The organism is Martinezella paranaensis, assembly GCF_014200235.1.
GTDB lineage: Bacteria > Pseudomonadota > Alphaproteobacteria > Rhizobiales > Rhizobiaceae > Rhizobium > Rhizobium paranaense.
This window is the reverse complement of sequence record NZ_JACHBI010000006.1, coordinates 311,564-337,514: the sequence shown is the minus strand read 5'-3', so window position 1 is coordinate 337,514 and position 25,951 is coordinate 311,564. Positions and strand designations below refer to the sequence as shown.

Here is a 25,951-nt window from a genome sequence, read left to right as displayed (position 1 = left end):
TCCAAGCTCCAAGCTCCAAGCTCCAAGCTCAGAGGGGATTTTGGAAAGATCACTCTCAAGGACGACCTCAGCGTCAGCTACAGGATTGACGGCAAAATGGCCCATCGGGATCATTGAAAGGCCGCTGACCAAAATGGAAATTTGCAACAGCCCAATGGCTTGCCGGTCCATCTCGCGCTTACACCTGGTGAGGCGCACGACAATCGGTTGTGTTCGGTTCTCCTCAGTGCCTTGCTTCCACAAACGATGTTACTCGCGGATCGCGGATACGACGTGGATTGGATCAGCGAGCTTGCCCGCCAGCAAGGAGCATGGGCGAACATTCCGCCGAAACGAAATCGCAAAGACGCGACCTGCTTCAGCCCGTATCTGTATCGCGCGCAACTTGATCGAACGGTTCTTCAACAAGATCAAGCAATGTCGGCGCGTTGCAACCCGATATGACAAACTCGCAGCCAACCATCTGGCGTTCGTCAAGCTCGCGTCAATCCGAATTTGGCCGCGTGCTAATGAGTCCGCGCTCGAGTCCGGTTGGCAACGGCCTCAAGCGCGATTTCGATCGTTTGACAAAGGACCACTGTTGCCGGATCGTGAGTGCGAGACGCCTGGAACAGCAGACGTCTCTTGAGCCGGCCGCGGGAACACAGTCGGGAGTTCGAAGTTAAACATAATCTGCACGAAACTGGGAGGATAACGTGAGCGATCATGTCTATAAGAAAGTGGAACTTATCGGCAGTTCCAAGACCTCGGTGACCGACGCGATTGAAACGGCGATTTCCCGAGCCTCGAAGACCATGAGAAATCTCGACTGGTTCGAGGTGGAGCAAATCCGAGGGCACATCAAGGATGGCGCGGTCGCGCATTACCAGGTGGTGATGAAGGTCGGATTTCGCATTGACGATTGACGCGTAACGCTTCGCTCTTCCTGCGCACGCATTAGTTCCCGAGGGCCCGTAGTCGTCCCCGGAGGCGCGCGCTTGTGGATTTCAAGTACCACGATTGTCCCTACCGCAACTGTCCCCCGACAATAGCTGCCGCCGTCGGGCATGACGCGACGTGCTCAAAATAGGATGTGGCTGCCATAGCTATCGACCGCCGTTGACAAGCACGATAGAAACGCGCCGAACGGCAAAAAAGGTATTTTTGGAAATGTCCTCACCCAGATCGGTTTATCGTTTCAACTCCGCCATCGTTCGGGAGCCATCGCGCTCTGTTGTTGACGGCCTGCGTGCCGGGGAGCATGCCAGCCCGACCTATGAGGGCGTGAAGGCGGAGCATGATGACTACATCGCCGCCATGCGCGACGCGGGGGTCAAGGTGACCGTCTTGCCGGCGCTGGAGACCTTTCCCGATTCCATCTTCGTCGAGGACCCGGCGCTGGTGTTCACGGAAGGCGCGATCCTGCTTCGTCCGGGCGCTGTAAGCCGCCTCGGCGAGCCCGAGGCAATCGCACCCACCTTGCGTCACATGTTCGACACCGTCCTTGATCTCCCGGGCAACGGATACGTCGACGGCGGCGATGTGTTGACGACGCCGAAGGGTGTCATGATCGGCCTTTCGGCGCGAACCGACAAGGCGGGTGCGGAAGCTCTCGCCGTCTGTATCGACAAGCTCGGCCGCAAAGCGGAGCTGGTTGCCACGCCGGAAGGCGTGCTGCATTTCAAGACCGACTGCTCGTTGCTGGACGAGGAAACCGTGCTCTCGACCGCCCGCCTTGCGCGCTCCGGCGTTTTCAAGGATTTCAGGCAGATCATCATTCCGGAAGGCGAAGAGGCGGCTGCGAACGCACTGCGCGTCAACGACGTTCTCATGGTCCCTGCCGATCATCCGCGTACGCTCGAAATGCTCGACAAGCTTGACTACCGGATTGTGCCGATGAAGACCGCCGAAATCGGCAAGATCGATGCAGGTCTCTCCTGCCTGTCGCTGCGCTGGTATCGTGAGGCCGAATAGTCTCGATGGGAGTTCGAGCGCTCCCATGATCGCCTTGATCTCCCGTACCCGCTAGGCTTATCGGGTTCACTCATCGACGGACTTTGACGAAATTTCGATCAAAGCCTTCTGAACCGCGCCCACCAGGGATGTCATTGAATAGGGTTTCTGGAGCCAAGCAAGCGGGCACGCGGGATCCGCGCGCTGGATGATCTCGTGGTCGGCGTGGGCCGTCGCGAAAATACAGCGAATGCCGTGATCTCTAAAGAGCTCCAGCGCGGCATCCACGCCATCGCGTTTGCCCGCAAGCCTGATGTCCATGATTACCAGCGCCGGTCGAGACGAAACGGCCAGGTGGATCGCCTCCTCAGCGGAGGCGGCGATCCCGGCCAGCGAATATCCGGCAGCGATGAGCGTAGCTTCAACGTCCATGGCGATAAAAAAATCATCCTCGACAATCAGAATGGTCTCATTGCTCAAGTCAGCCCTGCCCTCTCCGCCATTCGCGAAAACGCGACACTGCAGCGCGTCGTCGAGCCTGAGCTTACGGTGAAGGTGGCGCCGAGTTGTCGGGCAAGGCCTTCCACCAACCGAAGGCCCGATGATCTTTGACGCACGGAATTCAGTTCAAAACCCGGTCCGTCATCCTCGACGGAGAGAACGTCGCCGCCCTCCTCCTGGAGCAGTGAGACCCGGACGTTGAACTCATCCTCTCCGGTGCCGCCATGCTTGAAGGCATTGGTGACCAGTTCGTTGATAATCAGCGCAAGTGGCATTGCGGCGTCATTGGGAAGCTCGCCGGCATCGGCTTTGCGGGTGATTTTTGCATAGGATGGAAGGGTCTGCTCCACCGCAGCACAGACGGCATCGAGAAACTGCGGCAGGCTGAATTTTGTCGCGTCGATCGTGTCATACAAGACGCGTTGCGCAGCAGCCATCGCGCTAATCCGGCCGGTTGCATCCTCGAGGATCTGGCGCGCCTCCTCGCTCTTGCTACGCCTTGCGGCGCTTGAAAGCAAAGACTGCAGCATCTGCATGTTGTTCTTGACCCGATGGTTGAGTTCGTTGAGCAGCATTCGCTGTTGCGTCTCGGCTTGCTTGCGCTCGCTGATATCCACCAACATGTTGATGCCGCCGACAATGTTGCCATCCGCGTCGCATATCGGTGTTGGATGGGGAATGAACGGAATACGCGTGCCATCGGGCCGTTCCGCCACGACTTCCACACCGCGCACTGTCCTCTTCTCCTTCAGCGCCATCGCCATCGGACATTTGTCGCGCGGCAGTGGCGTTCCATCCGGCCAATAGAGCTTCGGGCTTACACACCACCTGTCGCTGCCGAGCACCGGAACTCGGCCGGCGAAGTCCACCGCCGCCTGATTGAAATATGTGATCTTGCCGCGAGCGTCAGTCGTGTAGATCGCTGCCGGAATGGCTGCCAGAAGGTTCTGAAGCTGTTGTTCGCTCGTGCGAATCCTGGTCTCGGCTTCCTTACGCTCAGTAATGTCGCGGGCGATCTTAGAAGCTCCGACAATCCGCCCCTTGGCATCACGGACGGGTGAAATGGTCAGCGAAATATCCACTAGGCTACCGTCCTTGCGCCGTCTTACGGTTTCGAGGTGGTCGATCATCTCGCCGGTGCGGATGCACCTTAGAATTTCCGTCTCCTCATCCATCCGGTCCGGCGGAATTATGATGGCGATCGATTTGCCGATCACCTCTTTGGCGGCATAGCCGAAAAGTCGTTCGGCACTGCGATTCCAGGTCGTGATTATGCCATCGAGACTCTTGCTCACGATCGCGTCATGCGAAGATTCGACGATCGAAACCAAATGTTGGGCTGCCTTCTGCGCCCGCATGCGCTCGATGCCGAACCCAAGCTGATGCGCGAGCGCCAAGGCGACGTCGGTCTCTCCATCCGTAAAAACGTGCGGCTGATCAAAATATGCCATGAACTTGCCGAGCAGCCTTCCGCTATCCAGCACGGGAATGAAGGCCATGGCTCCTATCCCCTCATCGAGTATGGTTTGCTTCAGCGATTCGGGAAGAGCGGCCTGCCCGATGTCCGCGATGTAGATGGGCTGAGGATTTTCCTCATTCGCTTTCCAAGGCGAATGGCCCTCGACGGCCGCGCGATAGGCGTCGGACAGCTCTCTCCAAGCCACGAATTGCAAAATAGAGGCGCTGTCATACAAAAGGATCGATGAGCGCTGGCAACGCAGCGCCTCTTGAATGGCATCTAGAGCCAGTTCGTAGACATCACCCAGCGATCGGGCATGTTGCAACCTGTCCGTAAGGCGATAAAGCGCAGCCTGCTCCTCGATACGGGCATCGAGTTCTTCCTGCACCTGTTTGCGCTCGGTTATGTCGTGCTGGACGCGTACGGCATAGAGAAAGCGACCGTCTGGGTCGCGGACGCTCGATGACGTGACCGAGGTCCAGAAAAAGCTGCCGTCCTTTCGGGAAACCCGTTTCTCGATGGAGTATCGATCGATTAGGCCGGCAATCTGACGCTGGAACTGTTCACGATCGTACTCAACATCCTCGGAAAACATCTCATCAAAGATCGAATGGCCGACGAGCTGGTCGGCGGGCATATCCATCAGTTCACAAAGCCGCAGATTGACGCGCAACAATCTTCCGTCAGCATCGATCTCTGCGATGCCGCTGCCGGCATGCTCATACGTGGTGGCAAGCCTGCGCTCCTGCTCGTGCAGCCGGGCCTCGGCGTCGGCCCGATCGGTGACGTCGATCGTAAAGCAGCGCGTGCCGATCGTTCCCCGATCGCGTGCGCGGCCATTCGACGTTATCAAGACATGACGAACCGAACCGTCCTTTGCCCGTAGTCTCGCAGGATAGCGGCTGATCGGCTGATGAGCGCGCAGGCGATCGAGAATGTCAGAGATGACCGACTGGTCGAGATGATAGTCATTGATGTTATGGCCAACATACTCACTTGCGGCATAGCCGAGCATTGCGAGTTCAGCCTGGTTGGCCTGCAATATAGTTCCGTTGTCCGCTACGACATGCAGGCTGACGGCGCCATTCTCGAAAAATTCGGAGAGATCTTCCTTGGCGTTATGAAGAGCTGTGGTTTCGTGAAAGCAGTTGATGGCCCCGATCAACTTTCCTGTTTCGTCTTCCACCGGATCGATGTGAACCATGGCCCAGATCGAGGAGCCGTCCGGCCGTTCGACCCTGGCTTCGGCCCCATGCACCGGAGTGCGGGTGAGCAACACCGTTGCCATCGGTGTTTCATCCCGGCGAATTCGCCGGCCGTCAGTGTAGAGGCGGTATGAGCCGCAATATTTCTCGCTGTCATCACCGATGAGAGGCGAACGGCCCCATAAAGTCGCGGCAAGGGAATTGAACCAAAGGATACGACCGTCGGCATCGCAAGCATAGATTGCCACGGGCAGCCTTTCGACGAAGTCTTGGCTGACCTGCAACGACGTTGCATTCCCGACGAAGGATAGGAAATTTGCCGAGGTTGGCGCTGATTTCGGTTCGATGCTCATCGCCATTCCCCGCATAGGCAGAATAAAGACGATAATGCCGGTAGCGTTGAAAGGTTCCATTTGGCCGGACGGTCGTCGCAGAAGCAAAATCTTCAACACGGCAATGGAGTTAGGACCACATCAGGAGGACAGCCTCCGACCATCTTTTGATCGTCGAAGCATTTGATCGAGATAATCGTCCGCTGCTCAGCCTCATACCCCGGAAGACGTGATTTGATTCTCCCTGCCCATGCGCATGTCGCGGGCACGACGCAGGGCTTCGGCAACCTGTTTATCGCTGAACGGCTTTGGAATAATCGCGAAGGCGCCGCCGAATCCCTGCCGGATCGCCTCGGGTATTCCGGTCACGAAAATAACCGTCGTATGAAAACGGTCGATAAGCCGGCGAGCAAGCTGAGGGCCGCTTTTTCCCTCCGAAAGGCCGACATCGACCAAAGCGATCTCGGCACGCCTGGCGTAGGCAAGCGCCTGCTCGACGCCAGATGCTGGGCCAAGGACCGAGAACCCTGCATCAGCGGCTATTTTCTTGAGTTGCAACGCGACGAGTCCCTCGTCTTCGACAATCAACACGTTCATAGTGGATTCTCCTCCTCCATAATTTATCTAGGCGTTGCTCGCCTTTTTCCATTTGTGGAAGCACTCATCGGTCAGGGCGGTTCCGCTGCGCCGGTTCACGCCAAACGGTGCCGTTGCGGATGTTACCGCCGGCTGAGGTAAATCTCTGTGCTTGTATTTTTCAGATGGCAGAGACGCCGAATTGCCGGTCGACCGGGCGCACTTCAGGCATAATGCCACCTTTGTATCGTCACGGGGAGGGCTATATTTGCACAGTGTCCAAAGGTGGCTTCCATCAGGCGAAGGCGAGCGACTTTGCTTCAGGCCTGTTGCCGTCCTTGCGGCAGCGGACAGGTAAGACCGCATCCGCCGATATCCGGAAGGCAGTAGCGCAGACAACAGACTTTGCGACGTTTGAATTGAAGCCCGCTCTCGTCCGTCATACTGCGAAGGGTGCCGCACAAGGGGTTCTTCTCACCGTCGGGAAAGACAGGATCGGAAAACAACGGCGCCCCTTCCTCCGCCAATGCGGGAGCGCTTTGACGGCCCGTTTCATCGACGATCCAGTCGAGATAACCAGCCGCATTTCCCCAAAGCAGCTTGGCGCTCAGGTGCGCATGATCGGAAATCGCGTCGGTCAAGGGGGCTATGTGCTGCCGCACGAGGGGCGTCATCGCTGCGTGGATATCGAGCTCGCGCACCTGTCCGAGATCAGGCAAAAGAAACGACACCGGCGTTGCCGTTTCCCGGTCGAGACATAGCGAGATTTCGTTGAGCGAGACGGGCAGAACGCGCCGCAGCTCGAGCCAAGCGAGCGCGGTGTTGATGGTCAAGGTACTGAAATAATAAAGGGTCCACAGGGAGACGATGGCGCGACGATCGGCCGGCAAGAACGCCGCCCCGTAGCGGTCGATGATGCTATTGAAGCGATCCGCTTCGCAAAGCGCGGAGCACGCGATGACATCGCAGCCCGCCGGCGCGTCCAGCAAGAATTTTCCGCGGCAGAAGCCGTATTTCTCCCCGCCGCGGCGAACCAACAGCGCTCCGAGATCGCGTTCGCCGTCCGCATTCTCTGGCGCGGACGGCATCGGTTGTTTTGGCGCAGCTTGGGTCAATCGCTCACCCAATATCTCACCACGTATACTTCAGCGTTCCAACGACCTTGCGTCGATCGCCGTAATATTCGGTGCCGTAATAGCTGCTTGCGACATACTTGCGGTCGAAGAGATTTGTCGCATTGACTGCAAGCTTGACGTTCTTCGTCACGTTGTAGCTGACCGCCGCATCGAACACGGTATATCCGCCGACTGAAACCGTGTTGGCATCGTCGCCATAGGTCTGCCCGATGTAACGCACCCCGCCGCCGAGTGTCAGATCGCCACGCTGTCCCTCTCCCGGGATCGTGTAGTCGAGCCAAGCCGAGGCGAGATGCCTCGGGACGCGCTGCGGCCTGTTGCCGAGATTTCCGCCCATTCCATCCTCGCGGATCTCGGCATCCCAGTAGGAATAAGCAAGCGTCAGGTTGATGTGATCGTTGAGTGCCGCTTTGCCCTCCAATTCGAGACCGCGCACGCCCACTTTGCCGATCTGCTGCTGAATGAGCGGCGTCACATAGGTCGGCACGTTTGTCTGCGTCAGATCGAATAGGGCAGCGCTGAACAATCCATCGAAATTGTCGGGTTGATACTTCAGACCGACTTCGTATTGCTCGCCCTTCTGAGGCTTGAGCGAACCGCTCAAGGCATAGCCATTGGCGGAGGGGGTCACGAGCGGCTGGAAGCTTTCCGAATAATTCACATAGGCGGCAAGGTTGGAATTGATCTTGTAGGTCAGTCCGACGCGCTTGGTGAAGGCGGATTCGGTATTGTCGTCCCTGGTGCCGAGATCGACATAATCAGCGGTCGTATGGACATGGTCCCAGCGGCCGCCCAGTGTCGCGATCCAACGATCGTCGAAGGTCAGTTGCTCCTGTGCATAGAGCCCGACGGACTGCTGCTTGACGCGCCAGTTTACGAAGGGGTTGAGATTGATGCAGGAGAGACCGCAATAGACGGGATTGTAGATGTCGATCGGCCCGGCTGTGCCATACTGGATGTTTTCGCGAGTATTGTCGTTGGCGTAGTCGATGCCCACAAGCGTCTTGCTGTCGAAGTCCTTCCACCCCGTATCGTATTGAAGCTGGTTGTCGATCGCATAGCGGTTCGACAGGCCATCCACCGAGAAAGCCTGACGGTCGGCTGTTGGATCGAAAGAGGCTCCGTAAACCTCGGCATAATCGAGGCTGAGATGCGTATAGCGGGCGTTCGAGCGGAAGGTCAGGCCGTCGCTGATTTCATGCTCGAACTGATAGCCGATATCACTTTCACGGGTGTTGAAGCGATTGAAATCAGGCTCGCCCAGGAATGTATTGATATTCAGATTGGCACCGGCCGGAAACCCGCGGGCACCTGTACCATTCCGCTTATAGTAGTCGGTGAGAATGGTGAGCGACGTTCCTTCCTCGGGCTTGATGGTCAGAGCCGGCGCGATATAGAGACGATCGTCCTTGGAATATTCCCAGCCGAGGTCTCCGTCCTTGGCGAGCGCCGTAAACCGATAGCTCCACACACCGTCAGCATCGAGCGGCCCGCCGAAGTCGGTACCGACCTCTTTGGTGCCATCGCCGAAGGATGTGTAGACCTCGCCCTGCTTTTCCTCCGGCGGCCGCTTCGTGATCGCATTGATGAGACCACCTGGAGCATTCAGACCAAAAAGCGTCGACGTCGATCCCTTCAGCACTTCCACCCGCTGCAGCCCGTAGGGCTCGAGGCGGCTTGCCGTGTACCAGGCCGGAACGCGGGCCGCGAGACCATCGCGATAGGTGCCGAGCGTCGTCTGATCGAAGCCGCGAATACGAAAATAGTCGTAACGATCGTCATTGCCGAACTCGTCGGAGAAGACACCGGCGGTGTAGGCGACTGCCTGCTGCAGATTGTCGACGTGACGCTCTTCGAGTTCCTTTTCCGTCACGACCGAAACGGCGGCAGGGATATCGATGATGGGGGTATCCGTCTTGGTGCCGGTGGTTGTTTCCTTGGCGACGATGGTCGCATCAGGGCCGATTGCCCGGTCGGACTTGCCGACCACGACGATCTTCGGAAGTTCGGTCGCGGAATCCTGCGCCCAAGCCGCCGGCGCCAAGGCCAGGGACACAGCCGTCAAAGCACTGCTGGCGATCAGAGGCCTCGTCACACAATGCCGGTCCGCGCAATTTAAGGACGCGCGAAATCCTGCCTGCCGCATGATCACCATGCAAAGCCACTCCTGTCTGTCATTTTTTGGTCACGCGGCGGAGCAGCGGTCCCCGGCGATCCGCCTGCGTTGGGCGCAAAATATAAACATAACCAAAAGAGTCAACTTAAAAAATCCAATGTCCATACACGGCTGAAAGAGCCCGCGAGATGGGATAAGCTGATGACCGACGTGGATTTTCGCGCTCGTCAGGCATGAGACGGTAGAGCTCTCGCTGGCGGCTTGAGCGAGGATTGCAGAGACAGAAAATAATACTTGATAACATTAGTCATCTTTAGTACCGACAGGCACCTTGCCGCGAGGGACGACACGTGGAAAATCGTAACGACATAGCTGGCGCAACTGCCTCGACCGAGGCGTTCGCGACGCATCATATTCGGCTTTCGATCGACGGAACCGACATCCTGAGCGATATCGATCTTTCGTTTCCGAAAGGCGAGTTCGTCGCGCTAGTCGGTCATAATGGTTCGGGAAAATCGAGCCTGCTGAAAATCATCGGCCGACAGCTCCTGCCGACAGCGGGTTCGGCCCGCTATGCCGGGCGGGATGTCAGCTCATTTCCGGAACGCGCCTTTGCGCGCTCGGTTGCCTATCTGCCGCAGGATGTGAGCACCAGCACCGACATGACCGTTCGGGAGCTGGTGCGCTGCGGGCGCTATCCTTGGCACGGCCCGCTCGGGCGCTTCACCAGGACAGATGGGGAAAAGGTAGAGGAAGCGCTTGCCCTGACGCATCTGGAACCACTGGCGGACCGCATCGTAGCGACGCTTTCCGGCGGTGAAAGGCAGCGGGCATGGCTTGCCATGCTCGTCGCGCAGGATACCGAATGCCTGCTGCTGGATGAGCCGACCGCGGCCCTCGATATTGCGCATCAGATCGAGGTCCTGTCTCTGATACGCAGGCTATCCCATGAAAAAGCCCTGAGTGTGGTCATCGTCCTCCATGATATCAACATGGCTGCCCGCTTCTGCGACCGCATCTGCGCGCTGAAACGTGGTCGCATCGTCGCCAATGGACGGCCGGATGAGATCCTGACGCGTGAGCGACTGCAGGAGATCTACGGTATCGACATGGATGTCATCGCCGCGCCGAAGACCGGCTATCCGCTCGCCTATGCCTGCTAATCCCGTTCCTTTTTCCGCACTGTCACGCCGGGCCCTGTTGCGAACGATCGCCGCCGCGGTGGTGGCGGGCAATGCTCCGGCTTTTGCACAATCCGCACCGCGGATCGTCAGCCTCGACTACGGTCTCGCATCGACGCTTCTCTCGCTCGGCATCGTTCCGGTGGCGGTATCCGATCTGGCCGATTGGGATAAATGGGTGGTCGAGCCGGCAATGCCGCAGTCCGTCGTCAACCTTGGCAGCTCATGGGAGGTCAATTTCGAACTCCTTGTTGCCCTCAAGCCGGATATCATTCTGACGACACCCTATCTCGACGAACTGCTGCCGAAGCTAAAGCAGGTTGCGAAGGTCGTCCGCCTCGAGATTTACGCGCCCGGTATCGGCCCCATATTGCCGGCGGCCATCGCGGCCACACGAAAACTGGCGGCGGCGATCGACCGCGAGGCGGAGGCGGAAGGTTTTCTCCAGCGAGCGGACGCCTTCTTCGCCGAATGCCGCACCCGTCTTGCCGCAAAATCCCCTCCCTCCGTGGCGCTCATCAACTTCATGGACGCGCGCCACGCCAGGATCTATGCGAGCCCAGGCCTCTATCATAACGTTCTGGAGCGCATCGGCGTGCGAAACGCCTGGACCGAGGAATCGAACTACTGGGGCTTCCAAACGATCGCCCTCGAGGATCTCTCCCGTGTCGCCGATCCCGATGCGCGCCTGATCGCCTTCGAGCCTGTACCAGCGGATGTCCTGCCCAAAATCATGCAAAGCCCGCTTTGGCAAAGTCTCCCCTTCGCCCGGCCGGGGCATCTTTCAATTCTTCCCCCTGCTTTGATGTTCGGCATGGTCAACGAGGCGCTGCGGTTCGGCCGCCTTCTGACCGACCTTTTGGATCCCAAGGAATGAACAGGATTTTTAGAAGGTTCACCTTCGGACCCGCAGTCGTCGCGCTGGTGCTCCTCAGTGCCGGCTGCCTCCTGTCGTGGTTCCTCGTCGCCCCCTTGTTCGAAGCCATGAGCCAGACGGGCTATGACGTGCCGAGAATGGTGCTTTTCTATTCGGCGCTCCCTCGCCTCGCGACGGCCCTGCTCGCCGGGGCCGCGCTTTCGCTGGCCGGTGCGCTCCTTCAGCAGGTTCTGCGCAATCCCCTTGCCGATCCGACGACGCTCGGAATTTCCGCTGGTGCCAATCTGGCGCTGGTCGTCACGACCTTGTTTTTCCCGGGCTTGCTGGGGCTGGGCCGGGATATGGTCGCACTCGCAGGAAGCGCAGTGGTCGCCTGCATCGTCATGAGCCTCGGGGCACGGCGCGGCTTTTCACCCTTTTCGCTGGTTTTGTCGGGCCTGGTCATCAGCCTGTGGTGCGGCGCCCTGTCGGCAATCCTCACCCTTCTCAATGAGCGCTACCTCGTCAGCCTCTTCATCTGGGGCGCGGGATCGCTTGCGCAGCAGAGCTGGGTCATTCCACTGTCGCTCCTCTGGAAGACGGCGGCCATCGCGATCATCTGCGCGCTCGTCATGCGGCCGCTTTCCCTCCTCGATCTCGGTGAAGGCACAGCATCGGCGCTCGGAGTTCGCCTTACCCGGCTGCGCTTCATCGTCGTCGGCGGCGCGGTAGCGCTTGCCGCTGTTGTGACCAGCGCGGTCGGGGTTATCGGCTTCATCGGTCTGGTTGCGCCGACAATCGCCCGGCTTTCCGGGGCGCGGCGGCCGCAGCAATTGCTGTTGTGGTCGCCCGTGATCGGCGCTGGGCTGTTGCTGATCGCGGATACTGCCATTCAATTGGTTGCGGGCAAATTGGGGGAATTCCTGCCCACGGGCGCGGTGACGGCGATCTTCGGTTCGCCCTTGCTTCTGCTGCTGCTTCCCAGGTTGAAAGTCCGGCATCGAGCGCTGCAGATGAAAGAGAGAGTTCGCTCGTGGAAGGCGGCGGGAACGAACGTGCTGGTCGTCGCGCTCGTCGTTTTGCTTCTCGCGCTCGCCGTCGGTGTGTTCGTCGGACGCGGTATCGATGGAAGCTGGGGCTTTCCGCACGGGGCGCTCTTCGGCGAAATCATTCCAATGCGGCTGCCCAAGGTTTTTGCCGCATTATCCTCCGGCGCGATGCTCGCCGTCGCAGGCGTCATCCTGCAGAGGATCACCGGCAATGAGATGGCGAGCCCAGAGTTGCTCGGTGTCAGCGCGGGCGCGACCTCCGGCGTGGCAATCGCCGTCTTCGTCATCGTTCCCGGGCCTTTCGGGCAAATGGCCTTCGCGGCCATAGGCGCGCTTCTTGTGCTCGCCATGATCCTGCTCAGTTCCATGCGCACGGGACTGGCGCCGGAGCGTGTCCTGCTTGCCGGCATCTCCTTGAGTGCCCTGGTCGATGCCATTGTCGGTGTCCTCAGTTCCACCGGCGATCCGCGCGCCGTCCTGCTGATGCGCTGGATGAGCGGCTCGACCTACGGCGTCGATGCCCGGACCGCCGTAGCCGTTACTATTGCCGCCGCGATTCTGACCGCCGCCGCTTTCCTCGCCCGGCGATGGCTGGACATCCTGCCGCTCGGTCCATCGCAGGCTGCCGCCATCGGCATTCCGGTGCGCAAGTCCCGTTTCGCGCTCTTCGGACTTGCCGGCCTGATGAGCGCTGCGGCCACATTGAGCGTCGGTCCGCTGACATTCATCGGTCTGATGGGGCCTCATCTGGCAAGGGAAGCCGGGCTCGTCCGTGCGCTGCCGCAAATGGCGGGAGCGGCCGCCATCGGGGGCGCGTTGATGGTGTTTGCAGACTTCATCGGCCGGACCATCGTCTGGCCATATCAGATACCGGCCGGCCTCGTCTCGGCGATCGTCGGCGCACCCTTCCTCATGATGATGCTGCGAAGAAAGGGCTGACCAATCCGGGCGACGATGCCGTTGGCGGACGGATCGTTCGGCGCCTTTTTCAGGCCTTAAACACTTCATAACGCGGCCGGGGATTGCCGGCGAAACGATGGGCACCGGTGTGGCTGAGCTTGCTACCGGTATCGAGCCAAATCTCTCCGCCAAGCGCTCGCCAGCGGTGACAGAAGGCAAAGTCCTCGCTGAGATAGATGCCGGTCTCTTCCTCGATAAGACACTCGAAGAGCGCATATTGCGTGGCTGGCGTGCGTTTGGTGCCGGGATAGGCGTGGATCGCGTCGTAGCGCAGGTTGGGATAGGCGGCGATCATCTTTTCGATGACGGCGCGCTTGATGAGAAGCATGCCGGTGCCCGCATAGATCGCAGTGACGAAATCGCCGTCCCGTTCAGTACCCGGACCGGTCAGCGGCGTGCCCACATAGTGTAATGCCGCTTCCGCCAGAGTTTCAGCGCTCCGTGAGGGTACCTTTGCGGCGTTGCCCCAATCATAATCCTTGATGGGATACATGGCGGCGGCGACATCCTTGTCGGCATTCAGCAGCCGCATCACCTGCTCCGGTTCGAAGCTGATATCCGCATCGATGAACAGCATATGGGTCGCCGCGGTATCATTGAGAAAATGCGAGACGAGCGTATTGCGGCTGCGGGTGATCAGCGCATCGTTGCCGAGCAACGCCAGCGTCAATTGCACACCGAACTGCCCACCGACCTGCATCAGGGAAATGATGGATTGCATGTAGTCCTTGGCGACCATGCCGCCAAAACAAGGGGTGGCTATGAAGACAAGCCGATTTTCCATCATTCGCCAGATATCCCTTTTCCGCTACGGGCGCCCCGCCGGAATCTAGGGAGATTCGTTGTTTCTGTGTGTGCCGAATTATTGAATTTTGTTTCTGGCGAGCCCGGCTTGGCACATTGATGTGACGCATGCCTCTCATCGGCCGCGACGCGTCCGGCAACGGAGCGGGAAACGAATGTGCCTGGGGAACTTTACAAGGTTCGCGCAAGCTTTCCTGTGCAAGGTCAGGCCGTTGGGGAGTACCAGATCGAGAATGCGGACCGCCGATAACGCCATGATGGCGGCAACTGTCATGGCCTATCTTTTCATCCGTCTTCCGGTTGCGCATCGGCGCAAGCGAGGATCCGGACCAAGCTTGGCCTCCAGTTTTCGGTAAATCTATCCGTCTGCATTGATCTCGAAAGATGCACTGCCGCGTTCATCGCGGCATAGCAAGCGTAGAGTCATGTAAGCGTAAAAACCGGAGTCCGTGCCAACGCTCGCATCTGGAGGCCCCCTTGACGAGCATTTCATCCGTTTTATCCAATAATTATTATCAATATCAAAGATCAGGCTCGACCTCGTCCTCATCCGAGGAATCCGTATCGTCCATTCTCGGCAGCAGTTCGTCCAGCAAAAGCTCGTCTTCGTCGTCCTCTTCGTCTTCTTCGACGGATGATCAGTCCTTGATATCGACGGCCGAGCAGCTCGTTTCGCAGCTCATGAACATCATGCTCAATCTGCAGGCCAACGCTTCGGGCGACGATTCCAGCTCGGATTCGGATGACAGCTCCAGCAGCGCATCGTCTACTCAACAGTCTGGCGGTCAGGGCGGCAGCCAGAGCAACATGATCGCTGCGATGGATACGAATGGTGACGGCAGCATCACCGAAGCGGAATTCGTCGCCGCGCGTCCCTCCGATGTGAGCGAGGATCAGGCGACTGCGCTGTTTAAAAGCTTCGATACGAGCAATAGCGGATCGTTGACGACGGACCAGTTGGCAAGTGCGATGCAGTCCAATGGACAGCCGCCGGCACCGCCTTCTGGGGAAACGCCGGACGACAGCCAGATCTCCAGCATGTTCACTGCAATGGATACGGATGGTGACGGCAGCGTCAGCGAAGCCGAATTCGTCGCCGCGCGTCCGTCCGACGTGAGCGAGGACCAAGCGACCAATATGTTCGATAGCCTCGATACGTCAGGTTCGGGTTCCCTGACGGAGAGCCAGTTCGAGACCGCGATGAAGGCTGGACCGCCGCCGGCTCCGGATTTCAGCTCGCTGTTCAGCTCGAACTACCAGGATGATACGACGACGAGCGACCTGCTTACCGTCTGATTGGAAATGACGGCAGCAGTTTAAACTCGGTAGTTTCTATCTGTCGGCAAACTTGAGCCAGAAAGGTCATCACCTTCGCGCTCAAGTTTGCCGGCCGTTCTTTTATGGACACTTGTCTGCCATTTAACCGGCAGCTCGACGTCCATCATCTTCGCCCACGACAATTTGGGCGAAGCGGCGATTAGGAAATATTCTAGTCAGTTCTCTCAGAACTTGTAGCTTGCACCGATGGTAATCTTTTGCTGATCGGCCGAGACTTTTCCGATTCCGTCGCCAAAGTCCTTATTCCCGAAATCGGAGTAGCGATATTCGCCACGGATAAGGATATTTTTGGTGAGCGCGTGCTCGATGCCGCCGCCTGCCGTCCAGCCGATCAGGATATCGTCTTTTTTGCCGACTGCGGGAACGTCGACCTTGCCGCCTGCTGCCGCAAGACCCGCCGTCGCAAAGATCAGATTTTGATCCAGCGCGTAGCCGACGCGAGCGCGGCCGGAGGCGTCCCACTTGAGATTTGCTTCGTTGCCTTTTTCGAAGTTGTAGTTGAAGTCGTTCTCAATGCCGTAAACGATACTTCCGGTTTGAAAATTATAGCCGGCATGAACGCCAGCCGATCCGCTGTTGAGGTTTTGGTCCAGGCCCAAATAGGTCGCTTTGTTCCAGGTGTATCCGCCCTGGGCACCAAGATAGAAGCCAGACCAGTCAAAGGCTGAATAGTTCTGTTGCTCCGGTTGCGGTGCAGACTGCGAAATTAAGTCTGCAGCCATAGCCGGCGCGGCCAGCGAGAGAACGAAGGCGCCGAAAGCGAATATTCTGAAATGCATGGAGATGCCCCATCGTGTTTTGCAAGGGAGAGGGCGAGACAAAACACTCGACCCGCTCGTGACGATGCACCATGCGCCAGGCCCAGATTGCGGAGTGTCTTTTGATGTTAAGTTATGTTGCGAAGACGTTTGCGAATGCTGTCCCACGGCGGAACCTGGCCGCGATTTTCCTGCGCGCCTCTCTCGTTTAGCGCCGAGACTCCGCCGGCTCCGCAACATATCTCAACATTTCCAAACACAGCGCCACGAATTCCTTTGCTATCTTTATGACTTCCAGTCATCGGAGTTGTTGGCGTGACCTACCCGCATGCAAACGTAATCATTGCTGAAACCACGGAGGTTCGAGGGGCTCACTCGAACCACGGAAAGGCACTTGAAATGGCGCTCTACGAGCAATCCAATATCCTCATCGTCGAAGACGACGCCGATATCGCGGCCATGCTGGTTGAGCTTCTGACAAACAATGGCATCACTGCCCAATCCGTCGCCAATGGCGCCGAGTTGGACCGGCTGCTCCGTTTTCATAAGTTCGACCTGATCGTTCTCGACGGCATGCTGCCCGGCGAAGATGGTTTCAGCATTTGCATGCGCCTGAGGGCCACGCGCTCCATCCCCATTTTGATGTTGACTGCACGGCGGGAGGATATTGATCGCGTCCTGGGGCTCGAGCTGGGTGCCGACGATTACGTCACCAAGCCATTCAACTCCCGTGAACTGCTCGCCCGCATCAAAAGCATTCTGCGACGGGCATCATATTCCCGGCGTGAGGAAGAGGTATCCGGGCCACTGACTTTTGCGGGATGGCGCATTGATCCCAACAGCCGGCAGCTCTTCGACGCCGAAGGTGATGAAGTGTCGATGACGACTGCCGAGTTCGATCTTCTCTGGGCCTTCTGCACCAATCCGAACAAGGTGCTCACCCGCGACCAGCTTCTCTCCATGACGCATGCCGGATCGGCTGGACCGGTCGAACGCAGCATCGACGTCCATATCAGCCGGATAAGGCAGAAGATCGAACCGAACCTCAAGGACCCGGCCTTCATCAAGACGGTCCGGCTGGGGGGCTACCTGTTCGCGGCGACAGTGGAGAAATTGCCGTGAAAAGCCTCCGCAAGGCCTCCATCCGCACACAGATCCTCGTGCTGCCGTTCTTGCTGATCGTTCTCGTGTCCGTGGTCGCTGCGACCACCGAGCCGTTTATCTACGGCCGTCACGACAAGGGCCTGGCGATCGGTTTGCTGGCGGGACGGATCGAGCGCGTGGCCGACCAGTTCCGAGATGCGCGCTCTCCTGAAGAGGAGGCGGCAGCCCTAAGTTTGGCCGCGAGATTGCAAATCTCGGTGGAGACACTGCCGGCAAGCCAGATCTCTCCGCGTGACGAGGCGGAGGCGTCATCGGCCGACATTCTTCAGAGAACGCGACGCGCTCTGGAAGACGACTTCTTCGACGGCCTGCGCCATCTTTTTGATAAGGAAGCGACATCCGTTCCCCTCATCGTGAAGGTCGACAAGGAACGAGCTCTTGTTTTCCATATGCCCGTATTTTCCCGGTCCTTGTGGTTCTTCCCCGCGGTCGCCAGCGGAATTCTGAAGATTGTCATTCCGCTGATCGTGCTCGCCTATGTCAGCAGTTGGCTGATCACCAGGCCGATGGGCCGCTTTGCCGCGGCGGCGGTGCGCGCCAGTACCGACGACAGTCTGGAAAAGCCATTCGTGGCGGAAGGCAGCTCCGAGATCCGAAGCCTCGCCGCATCGCTCAACACGATGCGCAGCCGCATATTGCAAATGGCGGAAAGTCGGACGCGAATGCTGAGTTCGATCAGCCACGATCTCAGGACACCTTTGACGCGATTGCGCATGCGCGTGGAGCGCTGCGAGCAGCCGGAGCTTCAGGGCAAGATGCTCCACGATCTGACAGTGCTCGATGGCATGATCAATGAGAGTCTGGCGTTTCTCACAAATGCGGGCCACAACGTGCCGTCTCGGAAAGTGGACCTTTCGAGCCTGCTGCAAACGATTGCGACGGATTTCTCGGAAACCGGCATCGATGTCCGGTTTTCCGGGCCTCGACGGCTAAAGTATCTGTGCAAATCCGAGGCGATTACGAGAGCGATATCCAATCTGGTTGAAAACGCTTCCCGCTACGCGACCCAGATCGATATCGAATTGCAGGATGCTGGCGACGAAGGGATACTCATTAGGGTGAGCGACAATGGTCCGGGCTTGACGGATGAGCTCAAGACCCGGGTGCTGGAACCCTTTTTCAAAGCGGATGAGGCTCGCACGACGGGAGTGGGAGGCGGCTTTGGCCTCGGCCTCCCGACAGCGGAGGGCATCATTAGAAAAGGTCATGGCGGAAAACTGACCTTGCTGGATCGGACGCCGAATGGTCTTGTGGTGGAGATCATCCTTCCGCCCGTGCGTGACGGCGGCGATGGCCGCCTTTCGGATATTTCCGGCGGCACAACTTCGACCATCTGACGGGGCAACCCGAAGAAACCATCCCCATGGAGCGGGAGGTCCGCGCCATGCAGAGTGCAGATTTACGCTATACCGCCCAAACAAACATATTTCAGCTCTGTATATTCTTCGATGCCATGGCGTGAACCTTCGCGGCCCAAACCGGACATTTTCACACCACCGAATGGAGCCTCGGCAGTGGAAATCAGGCCGGTGTTGACGCCAACCATTCCGTATTCCAATGCTTCCGCGACCCGGAATACGCGCGACAAGTCGCGGGCGTAGAAATAGGAAGCGAGACCGAACTCGGTGTCATTTGCCTGTTCGATGACGTCACTTTCGTCGCGGAAGCGGAAGAGCGGCGCGACTGGCCCAAAGGTCTCCTCGCGGGCAAGCTGCATGCTGTCGTCGACGTTGCGAAGGACGGTCGGCTCAAAGAAATTGCCGCCAAGAGAATGACGGTTACCGCCCGAGATGACCTCGGCGCCATTGGCCACCGCATCGCGAATATGCGTCTCGACCTTGAGGACGGCGTTCTGATCGATCAGTGGGCCAAGGACAACACCTTGATCCAGCCCGTTGCCGACTTGCAATTTTTCAACCGCATCGGCGAGCTTGGCCGCAAACGCTTCGTAGACACCCTCCTGGACATACAGGCGGTTGGCGCAAACGCAGGTTTGTCCGTTATTGCGAAACTTGGCGATGATCGCTCCGTCGACCGCAGCGTCGATATCCGCGTCGTCAAACACGATGAATGGGGCATTGCCGCCAAGCTCGAGACCGAGCCTCTTAATCGTCGGCGCGCATTGCCGATAAAGCAGTTCGCCCGTGCGCGTCGAACCGGTGAAGGTCAAAACCCTGATGGCCGGGCTTGCAGTCAACGCGCCGCCGATCGCCGCGGCATCTCCGGTCACGATATTGAGAAGGCTTGGCGGCAAGCCCGCGCGCTCCGCAAGGACGGCAAGCGCGATTGCGGAAAAAGGCGTCTGCGGCGCCGGCTTGAGAACGACCGCGCAGCCGGCGGCAAGGGCTGGGCCGACCTTGCGGGTCACCATGGCATTCGGAAAGTTCCAAGGCGTGATGGCTGCGACAACGCCTGCAGGCTGGCGGAGGACAAGAATCCTCTTGTCCTGCTGATGGCCTGGTATGGTCTCGCCGTTGATGCGTCTCGCCTCTTCGGCGAACCATTCGATGAAGCTCGCACCATAGGCAATTTCCCCCTTGGCCTCGGCCAAAGGCTTTCCCTGCTCCAGCGTCAGGATCATCCCCAGATCATCGATATTTTCGATCATCAGGCGGTGCCACGCCTTCAATATGGTAGCCCGCTCCCCCGCGGTCTTCTTTGCCCAGAGCTTTTGGGCAATGACTGCAGCGCGGATTGCGGCTTCGGTTTCCGCAGCCCCCAGATCCGGAACTACGCCCAATGCGTCGCCCGTGGCCGGATTGCGGATCGTCGTCGCCTGATGATCATCCTTCGCTTCGATCCAATTGCCCGCGACCGGACACGCCTGACGAAATAGTGAAACATCATTCAGCTTCATGGGACGACTTTCAGCAAAATACGTGAGCAGCATCCGGATCGAAATCCAGATGCACTTGTTCGCCGCGGCTGAGCCCGGTGATGGCCTCATGCCCGAAGGGAAGACGCACGGCCAATGCCTCGCCGGCGGTGGTCTCGGTGGCAACGTGAACGTTGTTGCCGAGGAAAGTTATATCGCTGACAGTTGCCGCGAGGCTGCCCTTCTGCACCTGATTTCGCGACAGTCGAATGCGTTCGGGCCTCAGCATCAAAGCTCCCCTTTTTCCGGAGATGGCCTTGCCATGCACCGGGATCCTGAAGACTGCGTCGCCGCCCAGCGAGATCGTCGCGTGTCCATCCGTCGATGACAGCAGATCGCAGGAGATAAAATCGCTGTCGCCGATGAATTCGGCAACAAAGCGCGTGCGTGGATTGGCATAAAGTTCCGGCCCTGTTCCGATCTGGTCGATGACGCCCTTGGAGAAGACCGCAATGCGATCAGAAAGACGCAGCGCTTCCTCCTGATCGTGCGTGACGTAGAGGATCGTCACCTCGGTCTGCTGATGGATCCGGCGGATCTCGTGCTGAATTTCCTCGCGAAGCTTCTTGTCGAGCGCAGAAAGCGGCTCGTCCATCAAGAGCACCGGCGGATCGTAAGCGAGTGCCCTGGCGAGTGCCACGCGCTGCTGCTGGCCGCCCGACATTTGCGCCGGCTTGCGATCCTCGAAGCCCTCGAGCCTAACGAGCCGCAGCATTTCCTTCACCTTGCTGTCGACTTCCGCCTTGGACTTGCGCCGTACCTTGAGCGGAAAAGCGATGTTTTCGCCAACCGTCAAATGCGGAAACAAGGTGTACCGCTGGAAGACCATGCCGATGTTGCGCTTATGCGACGGGGTCGAAAGCAGCGTTTCTCCGTTGAGGAGTATGTCGCCCTTCGTCGGGTTTTCGAAGCCGGCCAAGATGTAGAGCGTCGTGCTCTTGCCCGAACCGGACGGTCCGAGAAAGGTCAGGAACTCGCCACGCTGGACCTCGAGATTGACATCTTGCACTGCGACGACAGGACCGTATTCCTTGCGGATGCCTCTGATCTGTAGGAAAGATTCGTTCATGATTTCAGTACCTTGCGTGCGATCGCGACAAGCGCCATCAAAGTGATCGTCAAGAGGATGAGAAGGGACGATGCCGCAGCGATGACCGGCGTCAGATCTTGCCTGAGGGTGGACCATACCTTCACCGGCAACGTCTGCAGCGTGGGGCTCGCCATGAAGATCGCCACCACCACTTCGTCCCAGGATGTCAGGAACGAGAAGACGGCGGCCGAAAACAGTCCATGGCTGATGGCTGGCAGGGTCACCCTGATCTTCGCTTCAAGAGGCGACGCGCCGCAAAGCACCGCTGCATCCTCAATGGATTTGTCGAAGCCTTCGAGCGCATTCGAAATGGAAAGGATGGAGAAGGGCAATGCCAAAACGAGATGCGAAATGACAAAGCCGATCATGGTTCCGCCGAGGCCCATCCTCAGGAAGAAGGCATAGAGAGCAACGGCGAGGACGACGACTGGCAGGATCATCGGCGTCAGGAAAAGCGCCTTCAACGCGTCACGGAACATGAAGGTTCCGCGCACCAGACCGAATGAGGTTACCAGCCCAAGCAACACGGAAAGAACCGTGACGATCGAGGCGATCTTGAAGCTCGTCCAGGCGGATGCCAGCCATTGCGGATCGGCGAAGAGCTGGCTGTACCATTGCAGCGTCCAGCCCGGAGGCGGAAAGATCAGCCATTGCGAAGATCCGAAGGAAAGCGCGGCGATGAAGAGGATCGGCAGCAGCAGGAAAGCAGCCGTCAGGACGGTCACCCCCACAAGCACATATTTCCACCAGCCGAGACGATCGAAATTGAGCAGCATGTCAGCGTCCTCCCGTGTTCTGCACGCCGAACAGCCGTAGCTGGACCGCATAGAGCGAAAGCGTGACGACGAGGAGAACCAGGGCTGCGGCCCCGCCCATTCCCCAATTGACCAGCGACTGCACGAACTGGGCGATGAGTTCGGCCAACATCATGTTCGCCGTTCCACCGAGAAGCGACGGGGTAACGTAGTAGCCAAGCGACATGACGAAGACCATCAACGCACCGGCAACCATGCCTCTCGCCGCCAGAGGCAGAAGAACGCGGATAAGGCTTTGCCAGCGGTTCGCTCCGCAAAGTGCGGCCGCCTGCAGAATGGCCGGGTCAATCTTCTTGATAACGCCGTAGAGCGGCAGGATGATGAATGGCAGCATGATATAGGTCATGCCGATCGTCACACCGGTCAGATTGTTGACGAGCGGCAGAGGCTGGTTGATCAGCCCCATTCCCATCAGCATCTTGTTGATCAGTCCGGTGCGCTGAAGCAGGACCATCCAGGCGTAGGTTCGGGCCAGCAGATTGGTCCACATCGACAGCAGCAAGACCGCGAAAATCAAAGAAGCCAGTCTTGTGGGCATGATTGCCAGCGTCCAGGCGACCGGAAAGCCGATCAGCAGCGAAATCGCGGTGACCAGGCCGGAGACAATGAAGGTGTTGGCGAATATCTTCAGATAAGTCGCCGAACCTATCAATTCGGCATAGTTGCCGAAGCCGGCCACCGGTTCCAACACGCTTCGTAACAGGAGCGCGACGACCGGGACAATGAAGAATATCCCGACGAAAAGCAGCGCCGGCATGATTTCGCCGAAGCCCGTAGGCCTTGCGGCCTTGGATGTAGTCGCAGTTTCACTGGCGACGTCAATATAGGTCGACATGGCAATCCTTTCCCGCCGTAGGATCAGACAACGGCGCCAGCTCCGAGGAAGATTTAGAACCTGCGCCACACCGCGAGCAGAACGACGCTCGCGGTGCTGCCTCGGAGTTTCTTCAGCTTATTTGGCCTGCCAAGCATACCACCGCTTGCCGATGGCATCGCGATTTTCGGCCCAATAAGCCATGCTGGCATTGACCTGGCTTGCGGTCTGCTGGTCCGGCAAGGTCTTGGCCGTTGCCGGGTCCATCAACTTGGCCGAGTCGATGTTGATCGGTGCGTAACCAGTCGTCTTCGCCAGATCAGCCTGGGGCTGTGCCGACGTCGCAAGGGCAATGAACTTCATCGCGGTTTCAGAGTTCGGTGCACCCTTCGGTACGACGAGCGAATCGGCCGCCGTGATGTTCTGCTCCCAGGAGGTTTCCGTCTTGACGCCGCTGGCGGCGAGCGCGGTCATGCGGCCATTCCACAGGCTGCCGAAGGGAGCCTCGGCGGATGCGAGAAGCTGCTGCGACTGAGCGCCGCTGGACCACCAGATGATATCGGATTTGATCGTATCCAGCTTCTTGAAAGCCCGATCGAGATCAAGCGGGTAGAGCTTGTCGGCGGGAACGCCGTCAGCCAGCAGAGCCGCTTCGATCACGCCCGGCGCCGACCACTTGTAGAAAGTGCGCTTGCCAGGAAATTTCGTCGTGTCGAAGAGATCGGCCCAAGTCTTCGGGCAGGCTTTCACGGCGTCGGCATTGCAGCCGATCACGAAGGAATAGTAGAAGCTGCCGACCGAATAGTCCGTGACGAAACGGGGATCGAGCTTGGACTTGTCGATGACAGAGAAATCAAGCTTTTCCAGCAGCCCGTCCTTGCCAGCCTGTGCGGCGTAGTCGCCTTCGACGTCGACGACGTCCCAACTGACTTGGCCCGCTTCGACCATGGCTTTCAGCTTGCCGTAATCGGTGGGTCCGTCCTGTGCGATGACGATGCCGGTCTTATCCGTGAACGGATTGGCCCAGGCGACCTTCTGCGCGTCCTGCGTCGTTCCTCCCCAGCTCGTGAAGACGAGCGTATCGGCCTTTGCAATCCCGGACACAGCCATTATTGCGGCGAAAGCCGCCAGTGCAATTGTTCTTTTCATGTTCCCTTGTCCTTGTATTGTTGTCTTACAGGCATGCTTTATGCGGCTGGCGCACTCTTCCCGAGAGGAGAGAAATTCGCCGGCTTCATAATCTTGTTCTCGGCCAGTTCGATCAGGTCGCGTATCTTTGGCAGGAAAGCCTGCCATTGCGGATCGGACGCCAAGCTCTGGCGCCTTTCCTCGCGATCATCGAGGCTCGCATAGGCCCAGATATGAACGATCTCGTTGATGGTCCCGATCTCCGAATAAAAGTAGCCGACCAGATTGCCGAGATGCGCTTTCTGAATGGCGATCCCTTCGTCCTCGACGACCTTCAGATATTGCGGGATCGCACCGTTCTTCAGCCGATAGGTCCGGATTTCATAGAACATCGGCATCACCTCATGACGAAAGGATCTGGGATCGGATCGTCCGACGTCCTAAGCCAGATCGTCTTCGTGCGGGTGTAATCGAGCGCCGCGGCCAAGCCACCTTCCCGGCCGTGGCCGGAAAGGCCGAAGCCGCCGAAGGGGGCGATCGGCGATACGGCACGATAGGTATTGACCCAGACGATACCGGCGCGGATGCCTTTCATCAGGCGGTGGGCGCGGGTGAGATTCTGGGTGAAGACACCGGACGCAAGGCCGTAGCGGGTATCATTGGCAAGCCCCAACGCTTCGGCTTCGGTGTCGAACGCGACGACGGACAACACAGGACCGAAGAACTCCTCGGCAAGCGAAGGCGATGCAACGCCATCGCAGTCAAGAATCGTCGGCGGGAAGTAGAAGCCCTCACCGTCCGGCGTCTGTCCACCCGTGACGATGCGGGCGCCGCTTTGAACGGATTTGTCGATGAGTGCGGCAACGTGATCCTGTTGGCGCTTCGTCGCAAGCGGACCGACCTCGGTCGCCATATCCAAGGGCGTACCGACACGGATGGCCTCGGCCTTGTCCTTCAAAAGGTTCAGGAACCTGTCCTTGATGCTCCGTTCCACGATCAACCGCGAACCGGCGACGCAGCTTTGTCCGGTCGCGGCGAAGATCCCCGCGACCTGGGCATTGGCGGCGCTTTCGAGGTCGGCGTCGGCAAAGACGATGAAGGGCGACTTGCCGCCAAGCTCCAGCGATGTCGAGGCAAGGTTTTCGGCCGAATTTCGAACGATGTGGCGCGCCGTTTCAGGCCCGCCGGTGAAGGCGACATGTGCGACCTTCGGATGCCGGCTAAGGGCTGCGCCGCACGATGCGCCGAAACCGGTGATGATGTTGACGACACCAGCGGGAAAGTCGGCCTCATGAATGAGGCGAGCGAATTCCAGAAGCGGCGCCGGTCCATCTTCGGACGCCTTGACGACCATCGTGCAGCCAGCGGCCAGCGCCGGACCGATCTTGACGGCGGAGAGGAACAACTGGCTGTTCCAGGGCACGACCATCGCCACGACGCCGATCGGCTCACGCCGCAGCCAGACGTCCATGTCCTGCTTGTCGATCGGGAGATAGGACCCTTCGATCTTGTCGGCGATACCGGCGTAATAACGATAGTAGTCGGCAACATAGGCGATCTGCGCTGACGTCTCGCGGATGATCTTGCCGGTGTCGCGCGTCTCCAGTTCGGCGAGCTTCTGGGCATTGGCGGCCACCAGATCGGCAAGCTTATACAGGAGCTTGCCGCGTTGCGTGGCGGTCATTTTCGACCAGGGGCCGTCATAGAGCGCCATTTCGGCCGCATTGACCGCGCGATCGACATCGCCTTCGCGCGCTTCCGGCATATCCGCCCAGTTCTTGCCGGTGGCGGGATCGATGCTCTGATATCGGGCTTCTCCGTCCAGAAATTCGCCATCGATGTAACACTGGAAACGCTGCATG

General features: G+C 58.8%; 22 protein-coding genes and 1 pseudogene. 9 read left to right on the top strand and 14 right to left on the bottom strand.

Annotated elements, in window-relative coordinates; all coding sequences use genetic code 11:
- Nucleotides 1–153 precede the first annotated feature (153 nt).
- From GGD50_RS17385 to GGD50_RS17375, 3 genes and pseudogenes are all read left to right on the top strand, one after another.
- Nucleotides 154–520: pseudogene (locus tag GGD50_RS17385) on the top strand (IS5 family transposase); the annotation flags it as partial.
- 175 nt (nt 521–695) lie between these two features.
- Nucleotides 696–905 (top strand): dodecin, encoded by a 210-nt coding sequence (locus tag GGD50_RS17380; protein ID WP_183938585.1) that lies wholly within the window; start codon nt 696–698, stop codon nt 903–905.
- Between the two features lie 244 nt (nt 906–1,149).
- On the top strand, nt 1,150–1,953 hold the full coding sequence (locus GGD50_RS17375; RefSeq protein WP_183938584.1) for a dimethylarginine dimethylaminohydrolase family protein: 804 nt from the start codon (nt 1,150–1,152) through the stop codon (nt 1,951–1,953).
- Between the two features lie 66 nt (nt 1,954–2,019).
- On the opposite strand, the gene GGD50_RS17370 is transcribed toward GGD50_RS17375, so the two are convergent.
- The 5 genes from GGD50_RS17370 to GGD50_RS17350 all read right to left on the bottom strand — a co-directional run bounded on the left by GGD50_RS17370 (nt 2,020) and on the right by GGD50_RS17350 (nt 9,287).
- Nucleotides 2,020–2,412, bottom strand: coding sequence for a response regulator (locus tag GGD50_RS17370; protein WP_246451272.1), 393 nt, complete (start codon nt 2,410–2,412; stop codon nt 2,020–2,022).
- Complete coding sequence (locus GGD50_RS17365) at nt 2,409–5,450, bottom strand: PAS domain S-box protein (RefSeq protein WP_246451268.1); 3,042 nt, start codon at nt 5,448–5,450, stop codon at nt 2,409–2,411. The genes GGD50_RS17370 and GGD50_RS17365 overlap by 4 nt, the downstream gene beginning before the upstream one ends.
- Nucleotides 5,451–5,642: 192 nt before the next feature.
- Nucleotides 5,643–6,026, bottom strand: a complete 384-nt coding sequence (locus GGD50_RS17360) for a response regulator (protein WP_183938582.1) — start codon at nt 6,024–6,026, stop codon at nt 5,643–5,645.
- A 299-nt stretch (nt 6,027–6,325) separates the two neighbouring features.
- On the bottom strand, nt 6,326–7,093 hold the full coding sequence (gene fhuF / locus GGD50_RS17355) for a siderophore-iron reductase FhuF (RefSeq protein ID WP_183938581.1): 768 nt from the start codon (nt 7,091–7,093) through the stop codon (nt 6,326–6,328).
- Between the two features lie 43 nt (nt 7,094–7,136).
- Nucleotides 7,137–9,287 carry a TonB-dependent siderophore receptor gene (locus tag GGD50_RS17350; protein WP_183938650.1) on the bottom strand — a complete coding sequence of 717 codons (2,151 nt, stop codon included), beginning with the start codon at nt 9,285–9,287 and terminating at the stop codon, nt 7,137–7,139.
- A 338-nt stretch (nt 9,288–9,625) separates the two neighbouring features.
- Here GGD50_RS17350 and GGD50_RS17345 point away from each other — a divergent pair, with 338 nt between their 5' ends.
- From GGD50_RS17345 to fhuB, 3 genes are read left to right on the top strand one after another with little or no spacing between them, the layout of a single operon-like run.
- The gene (locus tag GGD50_RS17345) at nt 9,626–10,420 is read left to right on the top strand and encodes an ABC transporter ATP-binding protein (protein WP_183938649.1); all 795 of its coding nucleotides are present in this window, start codon (nt 9,626–9,628) and stop codon (nt 10,418–10,420) included.
- Complete coding sequence (locus tag GGD50_RS17340; protein ID WP_183938580.1) at nt 10,410–11,315, top strand: iron-siderophore ABC transporter substrate-binding protein; 906 nt, start codon at nt 10,410–10,412, stop codon at nt 11,313–11,315. The genes GGD50_RS17345 and GGD50_RS17340 overlap by 11 nt, the downstream gene beginning before the upstream one ends.
- Entirely contained in the window at nt 11,312–13,282 is a 1,971-nt protein-coding gene (gene fhuB, locus GGD50_RS17335; protein WP_183938579.1) for a Fe(3+)-hydroxamate ABC transporter permease FhuB, read from the top strand. The genes GGD50_RS17340 and fhuB overlap by 4 nt, the downstream gene beginning before the upstream one ends.
- A 49-nt stretch (nt 13,283–13,331) precedes the next feature.
- Here the strand turns inward: fhuB and GGD50_RS17330 are convergent, their stop codons facing one another.
- Nucleotides 13,332–14,090, bottom strand: a complete 759-nt coding sequence (locus GGD50_RS17330) for a hypothetical protein (RefSeq protein ID WP_183938578.1) — start codon at nt 14,088–14,090, stop codon at nt 13,332–13,334.
- A gap of 662 nt (nt 14,091–14,752) precedes the next feature.
- Here GGD50_RS17330 and GGD50_RS17325 point away from each other — a divergent pair.
- Nucleotides 14,753–15,403, top strand: a complete 651-nt coding sequence (locus GGD50_RS17325; RefSeq protein WP_246451265.1) for an EF-hand domain-containing protein — start codon at nt 14,753–14,755, stop codon at nt 15,401–15,403.
- A gap of 206 nt (nt 15,404–15,609) precedes the next feature.
- Here GGD50_RS17325 and GGD50_RS17320 read toward each other — a convergent pair whose 3' ends face one another.
- Nucleotides 15,610–16,224, bottom strand: a complete 615-nt coding sequence (locus GGD50_RS17320; protein ID WP_183938648.1) for an outer membrane protein — start codon at nt 16,222–16,224, stop codon at nt 15,610–15,612.
- A gap of 378 nt (nt 16,225–16,602) precedes the next feature.
- On the opposite strand from GGD50_RS17320, the gene GGD50_RS17315 reads away from it, so the two are divergent.
- Together GGD50_RS17315 and GGD50_RS17310 are read left to right on the top strand one after the other, a co-directional pair.
- On the top strand, nt 16,603–17,325 hold the full coding sequence (locus GGD50_RS17315; RefSeq protein ID WP_183938647.1) for a response regulator: 723 nt from the start codon (nt 16,603–16,605) through the stop codon (nt 17,323–17,325).
- Nucleotides 17,322–18,704 (top strand): ATP-binding protein, encoded by a 1,383-nt coding sequence (locus tag GGD50_RS17310; protein ID WP_183938576.1) that lies wholly within the window; start codon nt 17,322–17,324, stop codon nt 18,702–18,704. Before GGD50_RS17315 ends, GGD50_RS17310 begins: the two co-directional genes overlap by 4 nt.
- A gap of 62 nt (nt 18,705–18,766) precedes the next feature.
- Here GGD50_RS17310 and GGD50_RS17305 read toward each other — a convergent pair whose 3' ends face one another.
- The 7 genes from GGD50_RS17305 to GGD50_RS17275 form a co-directional block, all read right to left on the bottom strand.
- On the bottom strand, nt 18,767–20,224 hold the full coding sequence (locus tag GGD50_RS17305; RefSeq protein WP_183938575.1) for an NAD-dependent succinate-semialdehyde dehydrogenase: 1,458 nt from the start codon (nt 20,222–20,224) through the stop codon (nt 18,767–18,769).
- 10 nt (nt 20,225–20,234) lie between these two features.
- On the bottom strand, nt 20,235–21,311 hold the full coding sequence (locus GGD50_RS17300) for an ABC transporter ATP-binding protein (protein ID WP_183938574.1): 1,077 nt from the start codon (nt 21,309–21,311) through the stop codon (nt 20,235–20,237).
- Nucleotides 21,308–22,108 (bottom strand): ABC transporter permease, encoded by an 801-nt coding sequence (locus tag GGD50_RS17295; protein WP_183938573.1) that lies wholly within the window; start codon nt 22,106–22,108, stop codon nt 21,308–21,310. Before GGD50_RS17295 ends, GGD50_RS17300 begins: the two co-directional genes overlap by 4 nt.
- Nucleotide 22,109: 1 nt before the next feature.
- A complete protein-coding gene (locus GGD50_RS17290) occupies nt 22,110–22,982 on the bottom strand; it encodes an ABC transporter permease (protein WP_183938572.1) in 873 nt (290 codons plus the stop codon).
- 117 nt (nt 22,983–23,099) lie between these two features.
- Nucleotides 23,100–24,110, bottom strand: coding sequence for a polyamine ABC transporter substrate-binding protein (locus GGD50_RS17285; protein WP_183938571.1), 1,011 nt, complete (start codon nt 24,108–24,110; stop codon nt 23,100–23,102).
- A gap of 38 nt (nt 24,111–24,148) precedes the next feature.
- Complete coding sequence (locus GGD50_RS17280) at nt 24,149–24,481, bottom strand: NIPSNAP family protein (RefSeq protein ID WP_183938570.1); 333 nt, start codon at nt 24,479–24,481, stop codon at nt 24,149–24,151.
- Nucleotides 24,482–24,486: 5 nt separating this feature from the next.
- Nucleotides 24,487–25,950 carry an aldehyde dehydrogenase gene (locus GGD50_RS17275; protein ID WP_183938569.1) on the bottom strand — a complete coding sequence of 488 codons (1,464 nt, stop codon included), beginning with the start codon at nt 25,948–25,950 and terminating at the stop codon, nt 24,487–24,489.
- Nucleotide 25,951: the final 1 nt, after the last annotated feature.